This is a genomic window from Colwellia psychrerythraea 34H, assembly GCF_000012325.1.
In the GTDB taxonomy this organism is placed as follows: Bacteria; Pseudomonadota; Gammaproteobacteria; order Enterobacterales; family Alteromonadaceae; genus Colwellia; species Colwellia psychrerythraea_A.
This window is the reverse complement of the sequence record NC_003910.7, coordinates 4,464,948-4,490,651: the sequence shown is the minus strand read 5'-3', so window position 1 is coordinate 4,490,651 and position 25,704 is coordinate 4,464,948. Positions and strand designations below refer to the sequence as shown.

At 38.4% G+C, this 25,704-nt stretch carries 19 protein-coding genes and 1 pseudogene; 16 read left to right on the top strand and 4 right to left on the bottom strand.

Going from position 1 to position 25,704, the window contains the following annotated elements; translation table 11 throughout:
* Window positions 1-428: 428 nt before the first annotated feature.
* Window positions 429-2,054 carry an acyl-CoA synthetase gene (locus CPS_RS19085; protein ID WP_011044990.1) on the bottom strand — a complete coding sequence of 542 codons (1,626 nt, stop codon included), beginning with the start codon at window positions 2,052-2,054 and terminating at the stop codon, window positions 429-431.
* A gap of 17 nt (window positions 2,055-2,071) precedes the next feature.
* On the bottom strand, window positions 2,072-3,487 hold the full coding sequence (locus tag CPS_RS19080) for a solute carrier family 23 protein (RefSeq protein WP_011044989.1): 1,416 nt from the start codon (window positions 3,485-3,487) through the stop codon (window positions 2,072-2,074).
* 370 nt (window positions 3,488-3,857) lie between these two features.
* Between CPS_RS19080 and CPS_RS24190 the strand changes: the two are divergent.
* From CPS_RS24190 to CPS_RS19025, 11 genes and pseudogenes are all read left to right on the top strand, one after another.
* Window positions 3,858-4,057: pseudogene (locus CPS_RS24190) on the top strand (hypothetical protein); the annotation flags it as partial.
* Window positions 4,058-4,195: 138 nt separating this feature from the next.
* The gene (ndk, locus tag CPS_RS19075; RefSeq protein WP_011044987.1) at window positions 4,196-4,627 is read left to right on the top strand and encodes a nucleoside-diphosphate kinase; all 432 of its coding nucleotides are present in this window, start codon (window positions 4,196-4,198) and stop codon (window positions 4,625-4,627) included.
* Between the two features lie 267 nt (window positions 4,628-4,894).
* A complete protein-coding gene (locus CPS_RS19070) occupies window positions 4,895-6,055 on the top strand; it encodes a bifunctional tRNA (adenosine(37)-C2)-methyltransferase TrmG/ribosomal RNA large subunit methyltransferase RlmN (protein ID WP_011044986.1) in 1,161 nt (386 codons plus the stop codon).
* A gap of 75 nt (window positions 6,056-6,130) precedes the next feature.
* Window positions 6,131-7,705 (top strand): type IV pilus biogenesis/stability protein PilW, encoded by a 1,575-nt coding sequence (pilW, locus tag CPS_RS19065; RefSeq protein WP_011044985.1) that lies wholly within the window; start codon window positions 6,131-6,133, stop codon window positions 7,703-7,705.
* Window positions 7,698-8,690: a RodZ domain-containing protein gene (locus tag CPS_RS19060; protein ID WP_011044984.1), complete on the top strand. Its 993-nt coding sequence runs from the start codon at window positions 7,698-7,700 to the stop codon at window positions 8,688-8,690. The genes pilW and CPS_RS19060 overlap by 8 nt, the downstream gene beginning before the upstream one ends.
* Window positions 8,691-8,757: 67 nt before the next feature.
* The gene (ispG, locus tag CPS_RS19055; RefSeq protein WP_011044983.1) at window positions 8,758-9,888 is read left to right on the top strand and encodes a flavodoxin-dependent (E)-4-hydroxy-3-methylbut-2-enyl-diphosphate synthase; all 1,131 of its coding nucleotides are present in this window, start codon (window positions 8,758-8,760) and stop codon (window positions 9,886-9,888) included.
* Window positions 9,889-10,070: 182 nt separating this feature from the next.
* Entirely contained in the window at window positions 10,071-11,351 is a 1,281-nt protein-coding gene (gene hisS, locus CPS_RS19050) for a histidine--tRNA ligase (RefSeq protein WP_011044982.1), read from the top strand.
* Window positions 11,352-11,374: 23 nt separating this feature from the next.
* Window positions 11,375-12,046, top strand: coding sequence for a YfgM family protein (locus CPS_RS19045; RefSeq protein ID WP_011044981.1), 672 nt, complete (start codon window positions 11,375-11,377; stop codon window positions 12,044-12,046).
* 51 nt (window positions 12,047-12,097) lie between these two features.
* On the top strand, window positions 12,098-13,342 hold the full coding sequence (gene bamB, locus CPS_RS19040; RefSeq protein WP_011044980.1) for an outer membrane protein assembly factor BamB: 1,245 nt from the start codon (window positions 12,098-12,100) through the stop codon (window positions 13,340-13,342).
* A 483-nt stretch (window positions 13,343-13,825) separates the two neighbouring features.
* A complete protein-coding gene (der, locus tag CPS_RS19030) occupies window positions 13,826-15,322 on the top strand; it encodes a ribosome biogenesis GTPase Der (RefSeq protein ID WP_011044978.1) in 1,497 nt (498 codons plus the stop codon).
* Between the two features lie 97 nt (window positions 15,323-15,419).
* Complete coding sequence (locus tag CPS_RS19025) at window positions 15,420-16,094, top strand: PilZ domain-containing protein (protein WP_011044977.1); 675 nt, start codon at window positions 15,420-15,422, stop codon at window positions 16,092-16,094.
* On the opposite strand, the gene CPS_RS19020 is transcribed toward CPS_RS19025, so the two are convergent.
* Window positions 16,086-17,519: a sensor domain-containing diguanylate cyclase gene (locus CPS_RS19020; protein ID WP_011044976.1), complete on the bottom strand. Its 1,434-nt coding sequence runs from the start codon at window positions 17,517-17,519 to the stop codon at window positions 16,086-16,088. The two genes, CPS_RS19025 and CPS_RS19020, sit on opposite strands and share 9 nt — an antisense overlap.
* 113 nt (window positions 17,520-17,632) lie before the next feature.
* On the bottom strand, window positions 17,633-18,967 hold the full coding sequence (gene xseA / locus CPS_RS19015) for an exodeoxyribonuclease VII large subunit (protein WP_011044975.1): 1,335 nt from the start codon (window positions 18,965-18,967) through the stop codon (window positions 17,633-17,635).
* Between the two features lie 220 nt (window positions 18,968-19,187).
* Between xseA and guaB the strand changes: the two genes are divergently transcribed.
* The 5 genes from guaB to CPS_RS18990 all read left to right on the top strand — a co-directional run bounded on the left by guaB (window position 19,188) and on the right by CPS_RS18990 (window position 25,703).
* Entirely contained in the window at window positions 19,188-20,660 is a 1,473-nt protein-coding gene (guaB, locus tag CPS_RS19010) for an IMP dehydrogenase (RefSeq protein WP_011044973.1), read from the top strand.
* A 351-nt stretch (window positions 20,661-21,011) separates the two neighbouring features.
* Window positions 21,012-22,589 carry a glutamine-hydrolyzing GMP synthase gene (gene guaA, locus CPS_RS19005; protein ID WP_011044972.1) on the top strand — a complete coding sequence of 526 codons (1,578 nt, stop codon included), beginning with the start codon at window positions 21,012-21,014 and terminating at the stop codon, window positions 22,587-22,589.
* Window positions 22,590-22,926: 337 nt separating this feature from the next.
* The gene (locus CPS_RS19000) at window positions 22,927-23,274 is read left to right on the top strand and encodes a RidA family protein (protein ID WP_011044971.1); all 348 of its coding nucleotides are present in this window, start codon (window positions 22,927-22,929) and stop codon (window positions 23,272-23,274) included.
* 203 nt (window positions 23,275-23,477) lie between these two features.
* Complete coding sequence (locus CPS_RS18995) at window positions 23,478-24,197, top strand: glutathione S-transferase family protein (protein WP_011044970.1); 720 nt, start codon at window positions 23,478-23,480, stop codon at window positions 24,195-24,197.
* On the top strand, window positions 24,198-25,703 hold the full coding sequence (locus CPS_RS18990) for a protein adenylyltransferase SelO (RefSeq protein WP_011044969.1): 1,506 nt from the start codon (window positions 24,198-24,200) through the stop codon (window positions 25,701-25,703). It begins immediately after the preceding gene.
* Window position 25,704: the final 1 nt, after the last annotated feature.

The window sequence follows — 25,704 nt, the reverse complement described above, 5'->3', positions numbered from 1 at the left end:
GATTATAAAAAAAGGGCTGGCGATAAGCCAGCCCAAAAAAATAGTAGGAGGTTGGAAGGGACTATACTAAAACAACGTCAAAATACAGGGTCATGTAGTTCGCAGTCGTTTGAGTATATAACTACTATTTAAAAAACAGTGTTCATATTTATACCCGTTCCACTTGAAGATGCATGATTCAGCTGGAATTAGAAACGCCTTTAGGCAAGGCATTGATTGAAGAGAATAGTTATTCTATTGTCGACATCAATAACGCAGCATAAAGCGCTTTTAAACCAGCCCCTTGGGGAAGGCTGAGCAAATCATACTCTGTGTTACATTTCTTTTTAAGGGAATGACCCTTAATAAAAAAATGTGCCTTGATTATGAATCGCTCAGACTTCCTGAAACGAGCATCTTCAAGTGGACTGGGTATATTACTTGCCTATTTATTCATTTGCTTGTTGACGCAAAACAAATTTTTGTATTTTACCCGTTGATGTTTTTGGTAACTCACCAAATATTATGGTTTTTGGTGCTTTAAAGTGCGCCATATTATCACGGCAAAAGCTGATCATTTCCTGTTCGGTTATTTCCACATTTGGCATTGGTGTAATAAACGCACAAGGTGTTTCTCCCCATTTATCATCTTTTTTCGCGACCACTGCCACTTCTTGAACTTTGGGATGGCGATACAAAATATCTTCCACTTCAACGCTAGAAATGTTTTCACCGCCTGAAATAATGACATCTTTAGAGCGATCTTTTATTTCAATATAACCATCACTGTGCCAAACCGCGATGTCACCTGAATGAAGCCAACCGCCATCAAAAGCAGCTTGCGTGGTTGAAGGGTTTTTTAGATAGCCCTTCATCACAAGGTTACCTCGCATAAAGATTTCACCGACTGATTCACCATCTTTTGGCATAGGCTCTAAAGTTTCAGGATCGGCTACCATCAATTGATCAAGCATCGGAGATCGAACCCCTTGGCGAGATTTTAATTTAGCCTGCTTCTCAGGGCTTTCTTCATTCCATTCGTCATGCCAGGCACAAACAACAGAAGGACCATAAGTTTCGGTTAAGCCATAGGTATGAGTTACTTTGAAACCAGACGCTTCCATGCCTTCTATCACTGAAGCTGGAGGTGGAGCACCAGCAGTCATTACTTTCACTGGGTGATTAATGTCGGCTTTTAATGAAGGCTCTGCGCCGTTAAGCATATTCAATACAATAGGAGCACCACAAAAGTAGCCCACTTTTTCAGATCTAATTAAATTGAATATAGGCTCTGCACGCACATGACGTAAACTTACACTGGTACCTGCAGTTGCTGCAATCGACCAAGGAAAACACCAGCCGTTACAATGAAACATAGGTAACGTCCATAAATAGACTGGATGCTCGCCCATACTCCATGACATAACATTACTTACGGCGTTAAGGTAGGCACCACGATAGTGGTAAACCACGCCTTTAGGATCGCCGGTTGTACCAGAAGTATAATTTAAAGAGATAGCATCCCATTCATTCTTAGGACGTATTGATTCAAAGTCACTATCACCTTCTTCTAACAACTGATCATAGGTTAACGAGCCGATTAATTGACCTTCGTTAAAATTAGGATCATCAATATCAATGACTAAAGGTTTATGTGGGATCATGCGCAATGCTTTTTTTACTATTGGGCTAAATTCTTTATCGGTGATTAATACTTTAGTTTCTGCATGCACTAGTATAAAAGCAATAGCTTCAGCATCAAGACGAGTATTAATAGAATTGAGTACTGCACCGCTCATAGGTACACCGAAGTGAACTTCAAAGTGTTCGCTAATATTTGGTGCTATAACTGAAACCGTATCGCCTCTGCCAATGCCTCGTTTTGCTAAAGCACTAGCAAAGCGTGAACAACGTTGAAAAACTTCTAACCAAGTATGACGAATATCACCATTAACGGTTGCTGTTTTGTCTGGATAAACAAAGGCTGCACGCTCTAAAAACGAAATGGGAGTCAGGGCCATATAGTTAGCTTCGTTTGGCTCTAAATATTGCTCAAAAATGTTTATAGTAGTCATTTATATATTCCCTATTACTAAGTATTATTACTGTTAGTTACAGCGACTTCTTCCTGCGTTTCATCAGCAAAAATAATGTTATCTTCGCTGTTATGCTTACCCATTAATCTAGGACGCTCAATGAGGAAATAAAGTATTACACCAATACATACTGCATACATGGTTGATTTAGGATCTGGCATTGCTAATGTAACCGCAACAATTCCAGCAACGCCGCGTTCCGTTGAATTTTTTAGTTGTTCCATACCAACCATGATACATATGTAGGCTGTAAGCACTAAGGTCAGAGAAAGTGCGATGGGTAATACCGGCTTAAATAAGGTCACTAACGGTAATGCGAATAGTGCAAGTAAACCACTCATCCAAAAAGTACCACCACCACTATAAATAGATTCCATCGATTTACGACCCATAGCATAACGCTCTGCAACGGTAGCGTGGGCAGCTGTCCATAGTGGTCCTGCTAATCCAGGCCATGGTGCTAAAAATGCGTGAAAACCATTACGAATAGCGGTAACAAGATGAACACGGTCAACATTCTCTTCAATTTTTTCATCTTTACGAATATGATCAACACGATTAACTAAGGTAAAACCAACAAGGATATCGCCAAAAGCAATCACATAAGCTATTAAGGCTGTTGGGATGGCCAGTAAGAATATTTCCCAATCAGGATAGCCAACAGTAAAGGGTAAATACTGCCACATTAACGAGAAATCTGGGTTAGTAATGCCCCATTTTATGTCAGGTAATGGGTATTCACCGACAGTCCAACCTACGAGCATGGCAATGATCATTCCAGGTACCATACCGAAGTTTGCAATTTTGCGGGCAAAAGAGTTTTCGTTGATAACATTTTTAAAAGAAAGAGAAAATAAGATATAGGCTGAAATAATAGAGCCAACAATTAATGAAATAGGTGTTGCATCAATACGACCACCAATTTTTAGTTCACCCATCATGGCTGCCATGCCGGCGCCAATAATTATTCCACATTTTAGTGAGTTTGGAATGACATCAACTAATTTAGAGCCTAGACGAGTTGCGCCCAAAATAAGAAAAATAATAGCGACTTCAATTTGTAAGGCAAACAATGCTCTGATTGCTTCAGGACCTGGTTCAAAGCCTTTCAAGTAAAGTAATACCACAGGAATTGCTGGTGTTATCCAACCGGGCACTAAAGGAACCCCGAGTAAGGCGGGTAAAATATAACCTACACCAGCAACAAAGGTAAAAGCTAATGCTGCTTCATATGGCATACCTAAGTAACTTTCAAGCAAAGGGATCATGGCTAAACCAACCACGAACATGAAAAAACCTTGTATCATTTCTGGTAATTCCCAGCGGTAATGAACAAAAGGTAATCTAATTTTAAATGGCCCTGCTGGCCAGTATGGTTGTTCTTCCCCATGCGCACGTTTTATAAATTGCATTGATAATCCTGCAGTTGTTTAATTTTAACTCGCAGTGAACTATGAAAGCATTTCAGAATTTTTTCGACAATGTGACCAAATGTAACAACCAAAAATGACAATTTAAGATGAAAGGATGAAATATTTATTATTTTTTTTACCAATGAAATGAAAGAAATCACAACCCGCTTGAGTTACAGCGAAATTTAGCAAATGGCCAATAAACGGAACTTTTCATTATAAACTTGAAGAATGCTTTGACTATCTAGTTGGTGACTACGACTAAAGGACCAGTAAAAAATTAGCAAAATATCAGGGGCTGTTGATCTTTCGCAGTTAAATGTTGTTCGCCCTTTTTAAAGAGAGTAAAGCGCCTTATTCACGGCGAGTAGTGTTTAGTCTAGTCACTCTAAGCAAACACTACTCAACAAAAATAAAGCGCTTTTAGCAGAATCCTTTGGACAGCGTTTGTTGGTCATTTTTACGGCGTTATCGACTTTTGATGTGGAACAAACACATGACAAAGGCTCTGCCTTGTATAAATACCCAATAAACAGCTGCAAAAATAACCTCGAAAGGTCAACAAACCCTATGATAATTATTCAACGGTTAATGTTAGCAGTTTACTATTATTTCGTTTATAATCGCGCCAAAATTTGTAGATGTCAGTTTGTTAATTTGATCTCTACTTAATTACACTAAAATTTAAATTTATTATAAGGGCTTATCATGGCTATCGAACGTACTTTTTCTATCGTAAAACCAGACGCAGTTGCTAAAAACTTCATTGGTCAAATCTACAACCGTTTTGAAACTGCTGGTTTAAAAATTGTTGCTTCTAAAATGATCCACTTAAGCCAAGAAAAAGCTGAAGGTTTCTACGCTGAACATAGCGAACGTCCTTTTTTCGGCGCTTTAGTTGAATTTATGACTTCTGGCCCAGTAATGGTTCAAGTTTTAGAAGGCGAAAACGCTGTTCTTAAAAATCGTGAAATCATGGGTGCTACTAACCCTGCTGAAGCATTAGCTGGAACTATCCGTGCTGATCTTGCTGATTCAATTGACGAAAATGCTGCTCACGGTTCTGATGCTTTAGAATCAGCAGCTCGTGAAATTGCTTATTTCTTCTCTGATGACGAAATTTGTGCACGCACTCGTTAATTAGATTTTAAATATTGGCACTTTTTATTCGCTTACCTTGGTAGGCAATTGAAAGGTTGATGTTTAATTGCTTAATAATTTATTAAGCATTGAAAAGGATTTTACTGAGCAATTAGTAAAATCCTTTTGCTATTTTAAGCGGATAATAATTTCGCTGAAAATAATTTAGTAAAATTGCGATTGTCGCTTAAAAAGCGTACAATATGCGCCTTGTTTTTTAGGCTACTTACATTAGTAGTTTAATCTTAGTTATTGAGAGTTTGTTCTATGAGTGATGTAAGCGGAAAAGTAAACCTACTTAATTTTGATCATAAAAGTATGCGTGAATACTTAGAATCTATTGGTGAAAAGCCTTTTAGAGCCGATCAAATCATGAAGTGGATTTATCACTTTGGTTACAGTGACTTTGAACAAATGACCAATATCAATAAGAAGTTACGTGAGAAACTACAGCGTAACTGTATTATATCTGCACCAGATATTTCTGAAAAACAAGTGTCAGAAGACGGTACTATTAAATACGCTTTGAAGCTTGAAGGCGGACAAGAAGTAGAAACCGTTTGGATCCCTGAAAATGATCGCGCAACGCTATGTGTATCATCTCAGGTTGGCTGTGCATTAGAATGTACCTTCTGTGCTACCGCTCAGCAAGGCTTCAATCGCAATTTATCTATGGCCGAAATTATTGGCCAAGTATGGCGTGTCGCCAATGATATTGGTGCCACTCGTATCGCCGGTACTCGCCCGATTACCAACATTGTTATGATGGGTATGGGTGAACCATTATTAAATATGAAAAATTTAATACCAGCGCTTGATACTATGTTGAACGACTTAGGTTATGGTTTATCTAAGCGTCGCGTAACTGTGAGTACCTCAGGTGTTGTTCCTGCATTAGATATGCTTAAAGCAAAAATCGATTGTGCCTTAGCTATTTCAATTCATGCACCTAATAATAAGTTGCGTGATGAGTTAGTACCAATTAATAAAAAATACCCATTAGAAGACTTCATTGCCGCAGCAGGTCGTTATATCGAAGGCTCAAAAGCGAACAAACAAGCAACAATTGAATACGTTATGCTTGACCACGTTAATGACAGTACCGACCAAGCCCATGAATTAGCGCATGCATTGAAAGGGTTGCCAAGTAAGATTAATTTAATACCTTTTAATCCTTATCCTGGTTCACCTTATTCACGTTCAAGTAACTCTCGCATCGATCGCTTTGATAAAGTATTACAAAGTTATGGCCTAACTGTTATCACTAGGCGCACACGTGGAGAAGATATTGATGCAGCTTGTGGTCAGCTTGCAGGTGATGTTTTTGATAGAACTAAGCGAAGTGTTATAAATGCAGCCAAAAACGCTGAAATAAGTTCATTGAAAAATCAACCTAAAGCTGACACTATCTCTATAAAAGTAGTCTAATCATTAGTCTACTGATTTTTGGTGAAAAAATAACAATAAGAGGCGGTTAACGCATTGCATATTATGGATAAAGCTATGGCTAAATATTTAATTTCAACCCTTTTGACAGCAATCTCTATGACGTTGTTAAGTGGTTGTGTTACCCAAAGCTTTGAAAATAATGAGCCTATCGTAAAAAACCAAGCAAATCGTGATGAAATGGCGGCGACGCGTATTTCCTTAGGATTAGGTTATTTAAAAATGGGTGATATGTCTCAAGCAAAACTTAATCTTGAGAAAGCAAAAAAATTCTCACCGAATTTAGTCCAAGTACATACAGCATTTGCCCATTATTATGAAACAGTAGGCGAAGGAACGCTCGCTATTGAGTCATTTGAACAAGCCCTATCCATTAAAGCTGACAGTGCCGATACCTTGAATAATTACGGGGTATTCTTGTGTCGACAAGGTAACGTTGCTGCAGCAGAAGTACAATTTCTCAAAGCGATTGCGGTACCTAGTTATTTATTAGTATCGGAAAGTTATGAAAACCTTGCCTCTTGTTATTTACAAAATGACAATTTTGAAAAAGCAGAAATGTACTTAAATAAGTCTATTTACCATAGTCCAAACAGAACAAGTACGTTATTTCAAATGGTACGTCTGCAATATGCCATGGGCAATTACAAAGAAGCTAAGCGTTACTTACAAAAATTTGAGCGAAGTACACAACGTTTTACTGCCAATTCATTATCACTTGCGTATAAATTGTATTGGAAACTAGGCCAACGCAGAACTGCAAGAAATTACGCGAATATGTTAGTGAAAATGTATCCACAATCATGGGAGGGTAAACAATACCTACTTAATGAGTTGGAGCTGATCGACGCTGATAATTTGGCAAAGAAGTACCAACTAACGCAAAAAGAAAAGAATCGCACATTATCACCCTCTAATAATAAGCGTGTGGTAAAACTTTCGCCGAGAAAATCAGCGAACACACCTTATACCAGTAGTATTAAAACAGTTACCCCGACAATGAGTACTGCTAATGCGACAAATAATGCGGCAACTACTGCGGTTAAAACGAAAGCAGTGTCTACGCCATTGATAACAAGTACCACGCCAACCGCCGTTGTTTCAGGGGCTGCTTTACTTTCAACTAAAGTAGCAAGTACAGTTGCAGTGACAAATAAGCCAACAAGTGACATCGCAGTAACAGATAAGCCAGCAAGTGATATGGCAGTAACAAAAGTAGAAGACGTGGTGCCGCTTAATGAAGCAGTAGATAAAGTAATTCCTTTGGCAACAGAAGCTGTTGTAGTTAATCAAGTGGTTTCAAATTCGATTGAACCGACTTCAACTATGCCTATAGCTGCGACACGTGATGTACCTTTACCAGAAGCCTTACCTGAAGAAGTAGAAACTGAAGTCGTGGTAGCTGAAGTCATAGCGGTTGCAGCAGTAAGTAATGAGTTTGAACTGGTTGATACGCAAGAAATAGTACATACAGTAGTACCAGGTGAGAATTTGTATAGTATTTCTGTGGAATATAATGTCAAACTCAATACATTACGTAAGTGGAATGATATCTCCGAAAAAAATAAAATCCGCATAGGCGATAAGCTCTATGTGGTTGATCCTCAAACAGTGAAAAATATTAATGACTAATGATGTATCCCCTGCTGTAGAAGTAGATAAAGAACAACAAAGTGATGTTACCGAACAAGTCACTGAACTAAATGATTACATAGAAGTTTTGAGTCCTGGCGCTATGCTGAGTGAAGCTCGCAAAGCGTTATCACTTTCACAAGAGTTTATTTCCAGTAAACTGAACTTAAAAGTAGCACTGGTTCAAAATATTGAAGACGATATCTTTGACCCCTCAATGCCCGTTACTTTCAATCGTGGCTATTTAGCCAATTATGCTAAATTGGTTGGCGTTGAAGTAAAAGAGGTACTGGCAAGTTATGATGCGCTTGATGCTGCGACTATTCAACGCAGCGAAATGTTGAGCTTCTCTAAAGAAACATCTAAACAAGCAGAGCATAGCCGTGTTATGTGGTTAAGCTATTTGATCGTGGCTGTTTTGGTGGGATTGACTGTATTATGGTGGCTACAAGAAAGCAGGCAGCAGGCGGATGACTCATCAAATATGATTCCAAATACAGCTCCTGCTGAAAACGTTAGTGGTGATGTTGTAACGACGAATATCGAACCTTCTTCTTTGGCTATTGAAACGGCGCCCGTTAATGATAATGCTCAGCTAAGTGAAAAAAAAGATGAGATAGAATTAGCATTAGACACGAGCACTAAAGCGCTAATAAATGATGCTAATAATGATCTTAAAGCTTCAGCTAATATTGTAGTAAATGACGTTTCTCAACCTGCAGAACCAGAAGTAGCAGCGATAAGTACTGCAGTGTTTACCTTTAAAGGTGATTGTTGGGTAAATATTTATGATGCAACGGGTGAGCGAATTGCTTGGGGTGTGAAAAAGTCAGGTTATGTAATGACTGTACAAGGTAAAGCACCGCTGAGTATTACTGTTGGAAAACCAGAGTTAGCCAGTATTGTTTTTAATGATCAGCCAGTAGATATGTCGGCTTTTAATGTTGGCAATATTGCTAAATTTAACTTACCTATTGTTGAGTAGTCACTGTTTTAGGGGAATCCTTAATTTAGTTACTACTTTGCATACAGAAAAAATATAAAGAAATATTATGTTTAAAGAATCACCAATTATACGCCGTGTCTCTCGTCAAATTATGGTCGGTAATGTACCTGTTGGCGGCGATGCGCCTATTACTGTGCAGTCAATGACAAATACATTGACCACTGATGTAGCGGCAACTGTAGCGCAAATAAAAGCGTTGGAAGCCGTTGGCGCTGATATTGTTCGTGTTAGTGTACCGACAATGGATGCTGCAGAAGCTTTTCGTGAAATAAAAAAACAAGTGAACGTTCCTTTAGTTGCTGATATTCATTTTGATTATCGTATTGCCTTAAAAGTTGCGGAATACGGCGTTGATTGCTTGCGTATTAATCCCGGTAACATTGGTAATGAAAATAGAATCCGTAGTGTGGTTGAGTGTGCTCGCGACAATAATATTCCTATTCGAATTGGTGTAAATGGTGGTTCCTTAGAAAAAGATATTCAAGAAAAGTATACTGAGCCAACGCCAGAGGCTTTGTTAGAGTCGGCTATGCGCCATGTTGATATTTTAGATAGACTCAATTTCAATGAGTTTAAAGTCAGTGTTAAAGCGTCTGACGTTTTTTTAGCGGTCGAATCTTATAAATTATTAGCAAAACAAATTGATAACCCATTACATTTAGGCATTACCGAGGCCGGCGGTTTGCGCTCTGGTTCGGTAAAGTCCTCCGTTGGTTTGGGCTTATTATTAGCTCAAGGAATTGGCGATACTATACGCATATCACTCGCAGCTGATCCCATTGAAGAAATTAAAGTGGGTTTTGATATTTTAAAATCACTTAAATTACGTAGTCGCGGTATTAACTTGATAGCTTGCCCAAGTTGTTCTCGACAAGAGTTTGATGTGGTATCAACAGTTAATGCTTTAGAGCAACGTATTGAAGATATTATGACGCCGATGGATGTCTCAATTATTGGCTGTATTGTTAATGGTCCAGGTGAAGCGATGGTCTCAGACCTTGGCTTAACGGGGAGCAGTAAAAAAAGTGGTTATTATTTAGATGGTATACGCCAAAAGGAACGCTTTGATAACACTGATCTTGTTGACCAACTAGAGCAACGTATCCGCGCGAAAGCACGTTCAATGAGTGAGCGTCTTGATGAAAAAAACAAAATTGATATCCTAACAAAAGACTAAAGCCAGCGTTAACTTATCGTGTCAGGCAATTAAAACACTATAAGCACCATGGTTTATTCGATTGCTATTATTAGGTATACTGCGCGCTGCGCAATTTTAACACAGTATTAAGTGCCAGAAAGTGAGCCCAAAAGGGGCATGCTGCTCGGCCTTATAGAAAAATAAAAAGAGAGAACAGCTCAGTGGCTAAACAAAAGGCTCTACAAGCAATACGTGGCATGAATGATTGTCTTCCAAGTGAAACTAATATTTGGCAAATGGTTGAAACGGTACTGCGCCGTGTTGCCAGTAATTACGGTTTTGCTGAAATTCGCATGCCGATTGTTGAGTCAACCGCTCTATTTAAACGCGGTATTGGTGAAGTAACCGATATTGTTGAAAAAGAAATGTACACCTTTGATGATTTAAATGGCGATAGTTTAACGCTCCGTCCAGAAGGTACTGCAAGTTGTGTCCGAGCAGGTAATCAACATGGTTTATTATATAACCAAGAGCAACGTCTTTGGTATATGGGACCTATGTTTCGCCATGAAAGACCACAAAAAGGTCGTTATCGCCAGTTTCATCAATTTGGCTTGGAAGCCTTTGGAATTGCGACTCCAGACATAGATGCAGAAATTATTTTACTAACTTCGCGCTTATGGCGGGAACTTGGTATCAATGAATTTGTCACACTAGAGTTGAATTCATTAGGATCAAACGAAGAACGTGCTAATTACCGTGAAGCTTTGATTGCTTATTTACTTGAGCATGAAGAGTTACTAGATGAAGATTCTAAACGCCGAATGCACACTAACCCGTTAAGAGTATTGGATAGTAAAAATCCACAAGTGCAAGAAGCTTTAACGAACGCGCCTAAGTTATCAGATCATTTTGGTGAAGAAACGCAAACACACTTTGATACGCTATGTGCTCGCTTGGATGCGGCAGGTATCAATTATGTATTGAACGAGCGCTTAGTACGTGGCTTAGATTACTATAATCGTACCGTTTTTGAATGGGTAACTACAACACTTGGCGCACAAGGTACTATCTGTGCTGGTGGTCGCTATGATGGTTTAGTTGAGCAATTGGGTGGTAAAGCAACACCAGCCTTTGGTTTTGCCTTAGGTATTGAGCGTTTAGTTTTAATGCTAACAGAATTAGAAAAAGTAACTAATATTCGTCCACAGGTAGATGCCTATGTCGTTATATTGGGTGATGATGCACAAGTTGCAGCGAATAAGTTAGCTGAACAATGGCGTGATCAAGTACCAGAAATAAGATTGCAATGTCACTGTGGTGGCGGCAATATGAAAAAACAATTGAAACGTGCCGATAAATCCGGTGCACAAATCGCGTTAATCTTAGGTGATGATGAAATTACCCAAGAGAAAGTCATGGTGAAATACTTACGCGGACAAAAAGAACAGGAAAGCATCGAATTTACTCAAGTTTCGAGCTTGTTATCTGAATTAATTTAAAGGCTTTAGGCCAAGGTGAAGTAGTGGAAATTTATCAAACTGAAGAACAACAAGTAGAAGCAATTAAAAGTTACTGGCAACAAAATGGTTATACTATTATCGCGGGTGTCACCCTAGGTTTTGCTGGATTTATCGGTTTTAACCTTTATCAGGATAATAAGTTTGATGAAGAAATAGCCGTATCAGATAGCTACCAAACACTTATCGAACAAAGTGGTAAAGATGCTAAGGCTTTTACCGCGAATGCTGAAAAATTTATCAGTGAAAATGGTGACAATAGCTATGTTGCGTTAACTGCATTGGCCCTTGCCAAAGAATCGGCGAGCCATAAAGACTGGCCACAAGTTCAAAAACAGTTAACGACTGCAATTGAGTCTGCGCCAACTGATGGTATTAAAGCAATTGCAAGTTTACGTTTGGCTCGTGTTCAAGTTCAACTTGAGCAATATTCAGAAGCCCTTGCCACATTAAATAGTAATTTACCTGAATCATTTACTGCTGCTATTGAAGAAGTCAAAGGTGATGCGTATTTGCAACAAGGTAAAAATGATCTTGCTCGTAATGCTTATCAAGCCGCTATTGCTGCTGACGGTATTGCTACAAGCCCAAGTTTACAGATTAAATTAGATGATTTAGCACAAGTTACTACTTTGCCTGTGGCTGAAGTGGTCGCTGCTGAACCTGCAGCTAAGTAACCTATTTAGGTTTTTTAGCAAGATCATTTACTGTTGTTAATAAGGCAAACTATGCGTTGTTTTGATAAAGATTTTTTTAAAGGTTTGAATACTAAAAAAGTACTCGCCATTATTTTGCTGACTTCAAGCTTATTCGCTTGTTCATCAAGTGATGAAGAAGACCTTAGCACTAAAGTTGCAGAGCTCTCTGATTTAGATAATGCTTTTGATGTGGAAATATTGTGGGACCAAAGTGTAGGCGATGGTGTAGATGACTACTTTTCGCGTATAAAGCCTATTGTTGCATACAACAAAGTCTATAGCGCCAGTCGTACTGGTGATGTTGTTGCTTATGAAAAAGAGAGTGGCGATAAAGTTTGGCAAGCTGATTTAAGTGACATTAATGATGAACGTAGCTTCTGGGATAGTCGTGTTTCTGCCTTAGTCGCTGGCGGTCCTATTGCAGGTATGAATAAAATATTTCTTGGTACTGAAAACGGTGACGTTTTTGCCTTAGATGCTGAAACAGGTGAGCTAGTATGGCAAGCCAAAATCAAAGGTGAAGTTATTACTCCTCCTGCCATTGATGCTGGTATTTTAGTGGTGAATTCTGCATCAGGTGTACTTAAAGGTTTTGATGCTAGTACTGGTGAAGAGTTATGGAAAGCCGAACAAGATGTTCCTGCTTTAACATTACGTGGTATTAGTACACCGGTTATTGCATCAGGTGGCGTATTAGTAGGCTCTGGCAAGGGTGAGTTAGGTGTATACATTCTTGAGAAGGGTCAAGCAGGTTGGACAACAGAAGTAGGTGAAGCGACAGGTTCAACAGAATTACAACGCGTTATCGATGTTGATTCAGCGCCAGTAGTATTTGGCGATAAAGTTTATGCCATCTCTGCTCGCGGTAACTTGGTTGCAATCGAATTAAAGTCAGGGCGAATTTTATGGAAACGTCAATACTCTTCATACAGACAAATTGCTGTTTATCGTAACGATATTTATATTACCAATACTCGCGGTCATATTTATGCTCTTAATCGAATTGATGGTATTGAACGTTGGAGTAATGTTGAGTTAACTAATCGCAGTGTAACTGGGCCAGCAGTTGTTGATGACTATGTTGTGGTTGGCGATTTTGAAGGTTACTTGCATTGGTTAAATCAAGAGACAGGTGAAATAGTGTCTCGTCATCAAATTGATAGTAGTGGTATATATTCAACGCCAACCGTTGTTGATGATGTAATGTATAGCCAATCACGTGATGGTGACTTACAAGTTATTATTACACCAAAAATTGTCAGTGCTGCTCAATAAGTTGTACTGTTTATATACCCAAGCTACCTGAAGGTTCAGATTTCAGCGGGAATTAGAAATGCCTTTAGGAAAGGCATTGATTGAAGAGAATAGTTATTCTATTGTCTCAATCAATAACGCAGCGTAAAGCGTTTCTAAACCAGCCCTTCGGGGACGTCTGAGCAAACCATGTTCTTCGTTACCTCCTTTTTTAAGGGAATAACCCTTAATAAAATGAGACGCCTTGATCATGAGTCGCTCAATCGTCCTGAAATACGTACCTTCAAGTGGCTTGGGTATAAGTTGCTTTTTTTTAAATAAAGCAACTAAAGTTAATAACGGCTCCTATGCAAAGTGCATTAGGAGCCGTTGCTTGTTTTTAGCAATATCATTTTTAACTGAGCTGACTGAGTAGCTTTGTTTTTAATCTTTGATATTTAGTTTTTATATTTGTTTGAAAAACCGTGCATTACTCGCTTGCATGGTGATTCCTTTGAGGTGCTCATGCTTCCTGTAGTTGCTCTAGTTGGCCGTCCTAATGTCGGAAAATCAACGTTATTTAACCGTTTAACCCGTAGTCGTGATGCTCTTGTAGCCGATTACCCTGGTCTAACTCGCGATCGTCAATATGGTCAAGCTGAAGTAGAAGAACATCCTTTTATTGTAATTGATACTGGTGGTATTAATGGCGATGAACAAGGTATCGATGTGAAAATGGCTGAACAGTCATTAATGGCGATAGAAGAAGCCGATGCGGTACTGTTTTTAGTTGATGCTCGTGATGGTTTGACTGCAGCTGATCATGGTATTGCTGATCATTTGCGTAAGCAAAATAAAAAAATATTTGTCGTTGCCAACAAGATTGATGGAATTCATGGTGATTCGGCCGTGGCTGAATTTTACTCGTTAGGATTAGGCGAGCATGTTCACCAAATTGCGGCTGCTCATGGTCGTGGTGTTACGCAACTTTTAACGATTGCACTAACGCCTCATATTGAAGAACTTGGCAAGCCCAAAGTAGAAGAGGGTGAAGCAAGTGAAGGTGAGTTTGATGATGCTTTCTTTAGTGATAAGGACGTTGAGCTAACAGAAGAAGAACTTGCTAAGAAGCTTGAAGATGAACCTCAAGAAAATGACAAGATAAAATTAGCGATAATTGGTCGCCCTAATGTCGGAAAATCAACGTTAACCAATCGAATTTTGGGTGAAGAACGTGTTGTCGTTTATGATATGCCTGGTACAACGCGTGATAGCGTTTATATTCCAATGGAACGCAATGGTCGTGAGTACACCTTAATTGATACTGCTGGTATTCGTCGTCGTAAAAATGTTACTGATGTTGTAGAAAAATACTCAGTGATTAAAACGTTGCGCGCCATTGAAGATGCCAACGTTTGTCTTCTTATCATCGATGCTCAAGAAGGCATTAGCGATCAAGATTTGAGCTTATTAGGCTTTATCCTTGAAGCAGGTCGTTCACTGGTTTTAGCCGTCAATAAGTGGGATGGATTAGAAGATCATGAGAAGGATCGTATTAAGACGGAACTTGATCGACGCTTAGGTTTTATTGATTTCGCTCGTGTACATTTCATTTCTGCCTTACATGGTACAGGTGTTGGTCATTTATATGAGTCAGTTGAAGAAGCGTTTGTTTCTGCAACTAAACGTATTTCAACCGCAATGGTAACCAAAATACTTGATATGGCGGTTTTTGATCATCAACCTCCTTTACATCAAGGGCGACGTATTAAGCTTAAATATGCGCATGCTGGTGGTTATAATCCGCCTATAATTATCATTCATGGTAACTCAGCGAAGAAATTACCTATGTCTTATAAACGCTATTTAATGAACTATTATCGTAAGTCATTAAAAATGATGGGAACACCTATCCGTATTCAATTTAAAGATACCTTGAACCCGTTTGCTGGTAAGAAGAAACTGAACTATACCGAGCAAAAGAAAATTGCTCGTGCCACGCAAGGTTATAAAAAAGACTAGGATTCACCGCAACTTGCTATGAAAATAGCAAGTTGCAATCTAGCCTTGGTTTTACTAAGGTAACAAATATGCTCCACATAGTATCTCATCGAAGAATATGGCCGAACCAGAAATCTTAATTGATCCAACTAAACCTTCTGCACGTAATTTATCTTATTTGAAAGCGGGTGCGCCAATCATTATTGATATCTCTACGCCTGCGGGTCAAAAAAGAAAGTTTAATACCTATTTCATTGGCTACTTGCCTAAGAAATATGTCCTCATTGAATTCCCGGATTCCTCAAAATTAGGTGCGTTTTCTCAATATATTGGTCAAGGTACTGTAATTACGGTTCGTGGCCTTATTGAAGGTCGAGATGGTGCCGCAGTTGCTTTTATTAGCACCATCAGGCAAACCTTACAAATTCCCTCCCGTATCATGGTGTTAGACATCCCAAATACCGTAACATTGCAGCAATTACGTTCTTCTGTGCGCATTGACACTCAGATAGTAGCTAAAGTTAAAATTGATGATGTTTACTGGCAAACTACCATGACAAATTTATCTGTTAATGGTGGTCAGTTAGATATTATCAATGGTGAAAAGTTGGTACTGGCTGAAGATAAAGTTATTGAGGTTTTGGTGGAGACGAGTGAAGGAGAAGACAACATTAAGCTTGATGCGACCGTCTGTAATTTTAAGAAGCAAGTTGATGGTGTATCTTTTGGTGTTAAATTCAATCAAGTGAATAAACAACAGGTAATAGAGTTACTCTATCAAGCACTAGTCTGACACAACGCAGTTTTTTCCCTTAGATTTAGCTTTGTATAAAGCCAAATCAGCACGTTTTAAAATCGTATCGATATTATCTTCATTAGTCACAGACGTTGCCCCTAAACTAATGGTAACTTGTTGTTGGGCATATTGGGATAAATGTTTACTATTGGCAATTTGTGAACGAAGTTGCTCAGCAATAACTTGGGCTTGATTAATATCAGAGCCGATTAAAAGGATAATGAATTCCTCTCCTCCCCATCGCGCAACAAAATCACTTTTTCTCACATTACCATTTAAAACATTTGCTAAAGACTTTAGTACTTTATCACCAACGTCATGTCCCTTGGTGTCGTTAACCTTTTTGAAGTTATCAATATCAATAAATAAAAGAGACAGCTCGCTATTATAACGTTCTTTGAGTAATAATTGCTTTGCGAGTTCATCATGAAAACTACGTCTGTTAGGTAAGTTAGTTAGGTCGTCATTACTGGCCAGTTTATCTAATTTTAAATGAATTTTTCTAACATAAAGCACAATGATAAAGCTGATAAGTAGGGTGATAACTGTTGAGAGTAGTACGTTGAGATAAAAGGTTTCTTCAGCCGCTTGGGTAAAGTTGTTAACCTTGGCCTCAACGATAATATATAAGTCTAATTCACTAATATATTTTCTATTAAGTAGAAAAGCTTCTCCCGCCTCTGTGTATTCAAACACCTGACTTCCTTTGCCAATAATGTCTGAAAGTTGCCTCGCTAGATCAGGTATATCGCTCAGGTTATTCAATTTTTTCACGTTTTGTTCAGCAATCACAACCTTGCCATTAACATCTACAAAGTAAACTGAAAACTGATAACGTTGTCTGAAAACTTTTAACATATCATTGATGTAAGATGTTTTTAACCCTACACCTGTGGCGCCTATCATATGATAATCACTATCAAGGATTTTATGGTTGATAAACATGATAAGTTCACTGCCCATATGGGTATTGTAATCTATATTTATTTCGCTTAGTTCAGAGGTCTTTTGAAAATCTAAATACCACTGACTATTAGGACTTTTTTTATCAACTTTATCCAACATTCCTTTGGCTGAGTAGTAGTTCCGGCTTTTATCTGATACAAGAAAGGCGGTAAACATCTGGTATTTATTTTGAATGGTTTCTAAGTAATGTACAATTTGCTGCTGATCATCTTCTTCATGTGATAGCCAGTCAATTAAAAAAGTATCGTGCGCCATCATTGAGGCAATGAGATTAGGTTCAATGATATTTTTCTGAATTTCAGTATATATATTATCTATTGTTAACGGCAGGGCACTATTTTTTAGTTGCTCCCGAGTCGTCTCCATCGAAGTTAAATAGTTAATTACCGTTAAGGTGGCAGACAAAGTAAAAACTAAGGCAGTGATAATAAAAACAATTCGGTAATTAAAGCGCATAGCATAAGTTGTCTTAGTAAATATATCGAAATCATATCAGTTATTTATACATTTTAGTAAGTTTACTAAGTAAGCTTACTAGTGGTTAGTAATGATGAATAATAGTGTAAGCGTTATATCACTCTAGCATTAATGTGCCCATCGCTAAGCTGCACACTGATTTCTTCATCTATTTTTACTTGTGCGGTTTTGCTAATTACTTCGTTTTTACTATTACGAGTCACACTGTAACCCCTTGCTATCGTAGCAAGTGGACTAACTAATTGTAATTGCTCAATCAAATGCACAAATTTTTCACTGTTATGTTGCAATGAATTTTGCATTGCTTGCGTGATCCTATGTGCATTTTGGTCAATTTTTTGTTGCTGTAATTGAATAGTCTTTAGGGGAGATTGCTGCAACAGTCGTTGGCTAAGCTGAATAGGCTTACTCTGTACTTGTTCTATATTACGCTTCATTGCTTGCTTTAATCGTAAGCTCAATTCATCAGCTTTTTGCTGTTGTAACTGTAACTGTTGTTCGGGATGCACTTGCGATAAACGATGTTGTAAATAACTTTGTTCATTGCCTAAATACACTAACTTGTTTTGTTGAGCTTTGATCAAGCGCTGTTTAAACATGAGTAATTGATTTAGTAATTCACTACTATCACTTGATACTAACTCTGCAGCTGCAGAGGGTGTTGGGGCACGTAAATCGGCCACATAATCACTCAGGGTAGTATCAATTTCATGACCAACGGCACTAATTATCGGTAATGCACTTTTATAAATGGCGTGAACAACACTTTCCTCATTAAATGGCCATAGATCTTCTAAAGAACCACCACCCCGACCAACAATAAGTACATCACATTCGTTGCGACTGTTAGCACTCTCAATGGCATGACAAATATCGCCTTGGGCATATTCGCCTTGCACTAATGAAGGATAGATTATTGCTTTAATATTTGGATTACGACGTTTCAGTACGGTTAAAATATCTTTAACGGCAGCGCCTGTCGGTGAAGTGACAATACCTACACAGCTGATATTTTTTGGTAGCTGCTGTTTACGAGATAAATCAAAAATACCTTGGTTATTAAGTTTATTCTTTAATTGTTCGTATTGTTGACGTAATAATCCCGTGCCAGCATCTTCCATATGCTCGATTATTAATTGAAAGTCTCCACGTGGCTCATATAAAGATACTTTTGCTCTAACTAATACTTGTTGGCCATTACTCGGAGCTGCACCCGTACTTAAGCGGACACGTCTATTGCTTCCCTTAAACATGGCGCACTTAACTTGTGACTTTGCATCTTTCAATGATAAGTACCAATGACCTGAACTGGCGGCAATAAAATTTGATACTTCGCCAGTTAACCAAACAGTGTTTAATTCGCTTTCTAGAATAAAACGTACTTTTTTAGTTAACTCACTGATTTGTAAAATATGCTGTTGGCTCATAAGGGTGAGAAATCAAGGCTTAATAATTGATAAGATTTACTATTATTTAATGAATAGAGCTGTCTTTCAATTTATTTTCATCATTTAAATATGTTTCTAGTTTATTTTTACAAACTTTTAATAAAAAGTTAATAAAAATAGGTTTACCTAAAACAAGAAAACGGTTAAAATTCTGCCGCAATATTCACTCCCTAACCAACCCTTTTAGAGAGATGTTGCGATGCTAAGAATTGCCCAAGAAGCTTTAACTTTTGATGATGTATTACTTGTACCTGCTCATTCGACAGTACTCCCACACACGGCTGATTTAAAAACTAAATTAACCCGTAAAATTAATTTGAACGTACCTTTGGTATCTGCGTCTATGGACACAGTAACTGAGTCACGCCTAGCAATTAAGTTAGCGCAAGAAGGTGGTTTAGGTTTTATTCATAAAAATATGACTATTGCTGAACAAGCGAAACATGTTTGTAAAGTGAAGAAATATGAAAGCGGTATTGTTTCAGATCCTGTAACAGTAAGTACTGACTTTACTATTGAACAAGTCATGCATAAAGCTGACGACTTAGGTTTTTCAGGTTTCCCTGTAGTAGATGATAAAAACAACTTAGTTGGTATCATTACAGGCCGTGATTTACGTTTTGAAACTGATTTAACTAAATCGGTCTCTTCACTAATGACAGTGAAAGAAAAGTTAATCACGGTTAAAGAAGGTGCTGCACGCGAAGAAATTTTAGGTTTAATGCACACTAACCGTATTGAAAAAATATTAGTAGTTGATGATGCTTTCAAATTAGTCGGTCTTATTACTGCAAAAGATTACCAAAAAGCTGAAAATAAGCCTGACGCGTGTAAAGACGAATTAGGTCGTTTACGTGTTGGCGCTGCTGTTGGTGTTGGTGCAGGAACTGATGAGCGTATTGACGCGTTAGTTACTGCTGGTGTTGATGTTTTATTAATTGATACTTCACACGGCCATTCTCAAGGTGTTATTGACCGTGTGAGTGAAACCCGCCAAAAATATCCTGATTTACAAATCATTGCAGGTAACGTTGCAACAGGCTCTGGCGCAAGAGCACTAGCCGATGTTGGTGTTGATGCGGTTAAAGTAGGCATAGGCCCAGGTTCAATCTGTACTACGCGTATTGTTACCGGTGTTGGTGTTCCACAATTAACAGCTATTTCAAATGCGGTAGAAGCATTAAAAGGTACAGGTATTCCAGTTATCGCTGATGGTGGCATCCGTTTCTCAGGTGATATAGCTAAAGCACTAGTTGCTGGCGCACACTGCGTAATGGTTGGCAGTATGTTGGCTGGCACTGAAGAGTCACCAGGTGAAGTTGAACTTTATCAAGGTCGTTATTACAAGTCTTACCGTGGTATGGGGTCTTTAGGCGCTATGGCGCAAAAAGATGGCTCAAGTGATCGATACTTCCAAAAATCTGAAGGCGAAGCAGACAAATTAGTACCAGAAGGTATTGAAGGTCGTGTTGCTTATAAAGGTCCAGTATCAGCTATTATTCATCAGCAAATGGGTGGCATACGTTCATCAATGGGCTTGACTGGATGTGCCACTATTGAAGAGATGCGTACTAAGCCAGAGTTTATGAAAATTACCTCTGCGGGCATGGGCGAGTCGCATGTTCATGATGTAACCATCACCAAAGAAGCGCCTAACTATCGTATGGGTTAGTCGAACAGCTTATTTCTTTGCTTGTTAATACAATAGCGGCATCAGAAGTACTCACTGACTAGCGTCAGCTCCGTGCTTCTTCTTTGCTCTAGTGCTAACAAGCTTTGAACTAAACTATTCTTAATTGTTTTCGGTAAATGGAAACAAAACAAATTTAAATAGACTGAGTAAACTCTCAATAGAGATGCTCAGTTTTTTACTTAATATATATCGCTCTAAATGAACGAGCTTTAGGCAAAGCTGTTGAGTGATTTAGCAAATGAGTTTATGTTCCATAAATGATTTTGCTAAATTATGAAAACAATGCAGCATAAAGTTTGTTCATGACGAGCCGTCAACATGAGAAACAGCATGAGCAAAGACATTCATGATCACCGCATACTAATTCTAGATTTTGGTTCACAATACACACAGTTAATTGCTCGTCGCGTACGTGAAATTGGCGTTTACTGTGAACTTTGGTCTTGGGATGTTACCGAAGAGCAAATTAAAGGTTTTAATCCAACAGGTATTATTCTTGCAGGTGGCCCAGAGTCAGTAACTGAAGCTAACTCTCCTCGTGCACCTGAATATGTATATACTGCTGGCGTACCTGTATTAGGTATTTGTTACGGTATGCAAACAATGGCTGAGCAGCTTGGCGGTGGCGTTGAAAGTTCAAGCCATAAAGAGTTTGGTTATGCTGCTGTTGAATTGATTGCTCAATCTGCGTTATTTAACAAAGTTGAAGACAGTATTGGCGATAACGGTAATGCTTTACTTGACGTTTGGATGAGTCACGGCGATAAAGTGTCAGCTATTCCTGAAGGTTTTGTTACCGTTGCACAAACAGCAAGTTGTGCTTATGGCGCAATGGCTAATGAAGAAAAACAATTCTACGGCGTACAATTTCACCCAGAAGTAACACATACTAAACAAGGTTCTCGTATTTTAGAAAACTTTGTTGTCGATATCTGTAAATGTGAAAAATTATGGACTTCAGCATCAATCATTGATGATGCAATTGCTAAAATGAAAGCACAAGTTGGTGATGACGAAGTTATTCTAGGCCTTTCAGGTGGTGTAGATTCATCAGTAGTTGCTATGTTATTACATCGTGCTATTGGCGATAAACTTACCTGTGTATTTGTTGATAACGGCTTACTTCGTTTAGACGAAGGCCAGCAAGTAATGGATATGTTTGGTGATCACTTCGGTTTAAACATCATTAAGATTGAAGCTGAAGATAGATTTTTAAATCGTTTAGCGGGCGAAAGTGAGCCAGAAGCAAAACGTAAAATTATCGGTAACGTATTTATTGATGTGTTCGAAGAAGAATCGAACAAGCTTGATAATGCAAAATGGTTAGCACAAGGCACTATTTATCCAGACGTAATTGAATCAGCAGCGTCAGCTACGGGTAAAGCACATGTGATTAAATCACACCATAATGTTGGTGGTTTACCTGATTACATGAAATTAGGTTTAGTTGAACCATTACGTGAATTATTTAAAGATGAAGTACGTAAAATTGGCTTAGAGCTAGGTCTACCATACGACATGCTTTATCGTCACCCATTTCCTGGACCTGGTTTAGGTGTACGTATATTAGGTGAAGTGAAAAAAGAATACGCTGACTTATTGCGTCGTGCCGATGCTATCTTCATTGAAGAATTGCACAAGCATGATTTATATACAAAAGTAAGCCAAGCCTTTACCGTATTCTTACCAGTAAAATCAGTGGGCGTTATGGGCGATGCGCGTAAATATGATTGGGTTGTATCTTTACGTTGTGTTGAAACAATCGACTTTATGACGGCGCGTTGGTCACACTTACCATATGATTTCTTAGGCTTGGTTTCTAACCGAATTATTAATGAAATTGATGGTATTTCTCGCGTAGTTTACGATATATCAGGTAAGCCGCCTGCCACCATAGAGTGGGAGTAAAAATTAGCGCTCTTTTTTGCTATTTCATCTAACTTCAGCGTTGACTGTACTCACTGACTAACGTCAGCTCCGTGCAGTCGCCTTGAATTAAGATGAACTATCTGTAAATAGCACTATTTTACCTGCGAGTAATTTATACTTTATAAAAAACAACTAAAGCCCCATTGTTGAAAAACACTGGGGCTTTCTTTTAACAATAACCAACAAGGACCTCAAACTAGTTGGGATTTTAGCAAAGCGTTTGAGTTTTATATTTTTGAGCTTATGACTATAAGTGATGAAATATAAATCGATAACAATGCAGCTAAAATCTCAAATAGGAAGAGCCTACATCAAAATGATTGAAAGATTAGAAACTAAACCAAGAATGAGTCGAATAGTTAAGCATCACGGGACTATTTACTTATGTGGTCAAGTTGCAGCAGATGCGACTAAAGATATCACCGAACAAACGCAAACCATGCTTGATAAAGTTGATGCATTATTAATTCAAGCAGGTAGTGATAGAAAGCACATATTATCTGCGACTATTTATGTTAAAGACATGAGCTACTTTGCTGATATGAATGCCGTATGGGATGCATGGGTGCCAGAAGGATATGCACCAGCACGCGCTTGCGTTGCTGCTAAAATGGCGAGAGAAGCATTGCTTGTTGAAATTTCAGTGGTTGCAGCAGAAATATAATTCTGTATAAAAGTGATATTTACAGAGTAATCTAGCGGAAACTGGATTAAATTGCAGCATTGATAATGTTGGCGCTCAATTATATTCAGTGCTTCTTACTTGTAAAAAAAGGCTAATATAGATACTGTATAATAATACAGGTTTGTTGGCCTTTTTTTTTTTCGTGTTAATTTTCATTTTCTATATGTAAACAAGGATGAGTAATGATTACACTTTATGGGTTTGGCAAGTGCTTTAATGTGATGGACGCTAGTCCATTTGTGGTTAAGGTTGATCTTTTTATGCGTATGGCGAATATTCCATGCCAGGTTAAATATGGCGCCAAGTATTTAAAAAAATCACCAAAAGGTAAATTACCTTTCATCAATGATAACGGTACAGTGGTGGCTGATTCTGATGCCATAATCACCTACTTAACAAAACAGTATCAGGTAACTTTAGATGCCGAATTAACACCAGAGCAGAAAGCACAAGCTCATTTAATAACTAAGTCATTAGATGAAGGTCTTTATTGGTGTTTGGTTTATTCTCGTTGGGCGACGGATGAATGTTGGCCGTTAACCAATGAAGCTTTCTTTGCTACTTTACCGATACCACTGCGCTGGTTTTTACCTAATATTATTCGTAAATCGGTAAAGAAAAACCTTCATGGCCAAGGCGTTGGTCGTCACTCATTAGAAGAAATTCTCGCTATTTCAGATAAGAGCTTAGCGTCATTGTCCACGCTTTTGGCAGATAAAAATTTTTTCTTTGGCGACACTCATACCTCATTTGATGCCGTCGTTTATTCGCATTTATGTGAGTTTATTTCAGTGCGCTTTGATAACGGTTTTGAAAGTAAATTTACTAAAAATGCCAAAAGATACCAAAATCTAGTACAATTTTGTCAACGTATTGAAGACAAATTTTATCCCGAGAAATAAATGTCCCTAATTCTTTCTAATAACTACCAAGCACTTGGCGAAAGCTTTTCACAGCAAACATTGCCTGCGCCTGTGGGCCAGCCATCCTTATTATTGTGGAACGAACCATTAGCCAAAGCTTTAACTATACCGTTCACTAAAGATAATGATGCCGAACTACTCTCACAATACTTCTCAGGCAATCAATTGATTGAAGGAAGTAAGCCAGTTGCACAAGCTTATTCTGGACATCAGTTTGGCCACTTTAATCCGCAGCTTGGCGATGGTCGTGCGCATTTATTAGGGGATATTGCAGATACTCAGGGACAACGTTGGGATATTCAGCTTAAAGGCTCAGGCGTCAGTGATTTTTCACGTCAAGGTGATGGTCGTTGTGCGCTTGGCCCAGCATTGCGTGAATATATCATGAGTGAAGCTATGTTTGCTCTTGGTGTACCTACTACCCGTTGTTTAGCCGTGGTCACTACCGGTGAAAATGTTTATCGCGAGCGGCCTTATGATGGTGCCGTTGTTACGCGTATAGCAGCAAGTCATATAAGAGTTGGAACTTTCCAATATTTTGCTGCGCGTGGTGATACAGACTCGCTTAAAAAGTTAACAAATTATGCCATCAATCGTCACTTTCCCGAGTTAATAGCTAACTCATCAGAAAATTCGAGTGACAATAGTGATGCCCTTAAAGCTGACAATGTAATTAGCAGCCAACAAGTGCTTGAATTTTTCTCTGCTGTTTTATCAAAGCAAATTCCTTTAGTGCTTTCATGGTTAAGAGTTGGTTTTATTCATGGTGTAATGAATACAGACAATACGACTATTTCAGGTGAAACCATAGATTACGGCCCTTGTGCTATGATGAATGCTTATCATCCAGAGACTGTCTTTAGCTCAATTGATCGTAATAGTCGTTATGCTTTTGGTAAACAGATAAGCATTATGCAGTGGAATATGACTCGGTTAGCTGAAACATTATTACCGTTAGTTGATAGCGATGAAGATGATGCAGTAGAAAAAATTGAACCATTATTAACTCAATTTCATCAAGACCTTCAGCAAGGTTATTTGACAATGATGGCCGCTAAAATAGGTATCGATGAACCGGCGGAAGGTGATGGTAAGCTGATCAATGATTTGATTACACTTATGAAAGAACAAAAATTAGATTACACGCAAACGTTCACGGCATTAACTGATTCACTTAACGATAATACTACTGAAGAGCCGTTAACTGATGTGCTTAATGAATGGTTACCTCATTGGAATAGTCGAATTGAGTCATTTAAATCGTCTGCTCATACGCTAATGGTGAGCAATAACCCGATTGTTATTCCAAGAAACCATCATGTTGAAGCCTTCTTAGATAGTTGCCAAGAAACAGGTGACTTAACTGCGCTAAATAAATTCTTGGCGGTATTGCGACAGCCTTATACCGAAATAGCTGAGACTAAAAACTATCAAGATGCCCCTGTCGATGGTGATAAAGATTATCATACCTTTTGCGGTACTTAAA

What these genes read in the sequence shown, in the direction of transcription:
- CPS_RS19085 (WP_011044990.1), bottom strand. Translation starts at nt 2,054, where the DNA reads ATGACTACTATAAACATTTTTGAGCAATATTTAGAGCCAAACGAAGCT.
- CPS_RS19080 (WP_011044989.1), bottom strand. Translation starts at nt 3,487, where the DNA reads ATGCAATTTATAAAACGTGCGCATGGGGAAGAACAACCATACTGGCCA.
- ndk (WP_011044987.1), top strand. Translation starts at nt 4,196, where the DNA reads ATGGCTATCGAACGTACTTTTTCTATCGTAAAACCAGACGCAGTTGCT.
- CPS_RS19070 (WP_011044986.1), top strand. Translation starts at nt 4,895, where the DNA reads ATGAGTGATGTAAGCGGAAAAGTAAACCTACTTAATTTTGATCATAAA.
- pilW (WP_011044985.1), top strand. Translation starts at nt 6,131, where the DNA reads ATGGCTAAATATTTAATTTCAACCCTTTTGACAGCAATCTCTATGACG.
- CPS_RS19060 (WP_011044984.1), top strand. Translation starts at nt 7,698, where the DNA reads ATGACTAATGATGTATCCCCTGCTGTAGAAGTAGATAAAGAACAACAA.
- ispG (WP_011044983.1), top strand. Translation starts at nt 8,758, where the DNA reads ATGTTTAAAGAATCACCAATTATACGCCGTGTCTCTCGTCAAATTATG.
- bamB (WP_011044980.1), top strand. Translation starts at nt 12,098, where the DNA reads ATGCGTTGTTTTGATAAAGATTTTTTTAAAGGTTTGAATACTAAAAAA.
- der (WP_011044978.1), top strand. Translation starts at nt 13,826, where the DNA reads ATGCTTCCTGTAGTTGCTCTAGTTGGCCGTCCTAATGTCGGAAAATCA.
- CPS_RS19025 (WP_011044977.1), top strand. Translation starts at nt 15,420, where the DNA reads ATGGCCGAACCAGAAATCTTAATTGATCCAACTAAACCTTCTGCACGT.
- CPS_RS19020 (WP_011044976.1), bottom strand. Translation starts at nt 17,519, where the DNA reads ATGCGCTTTAATTACCGAATTGTTTTTATTATCACTGCCTTAGTTTTT.
- xseA (WP_011044975.1), bottom strand. Translation starts at nt 18,967, where the DNA reads ATGAGCCAACAGCATATTTTACAAATCAGTGAGTTAACTAAAAAAGTA.
- guaB (WP_011044973.1), top strand. Translation starts at nt 19,188, where the DNA reads ATGCTAAGAATTGCCCAAGAAGCTTTAACTTTTGATGATGTATTACTT.
- guaA (WP_011044972.1), top strand. Translation starts at nt 21,012, where the DNA reads ATGAGCAAAGACATTCATGATCACCGCATACTAATTCTAGATTTTGGT.
- CPS_RS19000 (WP_011044971.1), top strand. Translation starts at nt 22,927, where the DNA reads ATGATTGAAAGATTAGAAACTAAACCAAGAATGAGTCGAATAGTTAAG.
- CPS_RS18995 (WP_011044970.1), top strand. Translation starts at nt 23,478, where the DNA reads ATGATTACACTTTATGGGTTTGGCAAGTGCTTTAATGTGATGGACGCT.
- CPS_RS18990 (WP_011044969.1), top strand. Translation starts at nt 24,198, where the DNA reads ATGTCCCTAATTCTTTCTAATAACTACCAAGCACTTGGCGAAAGCTTT.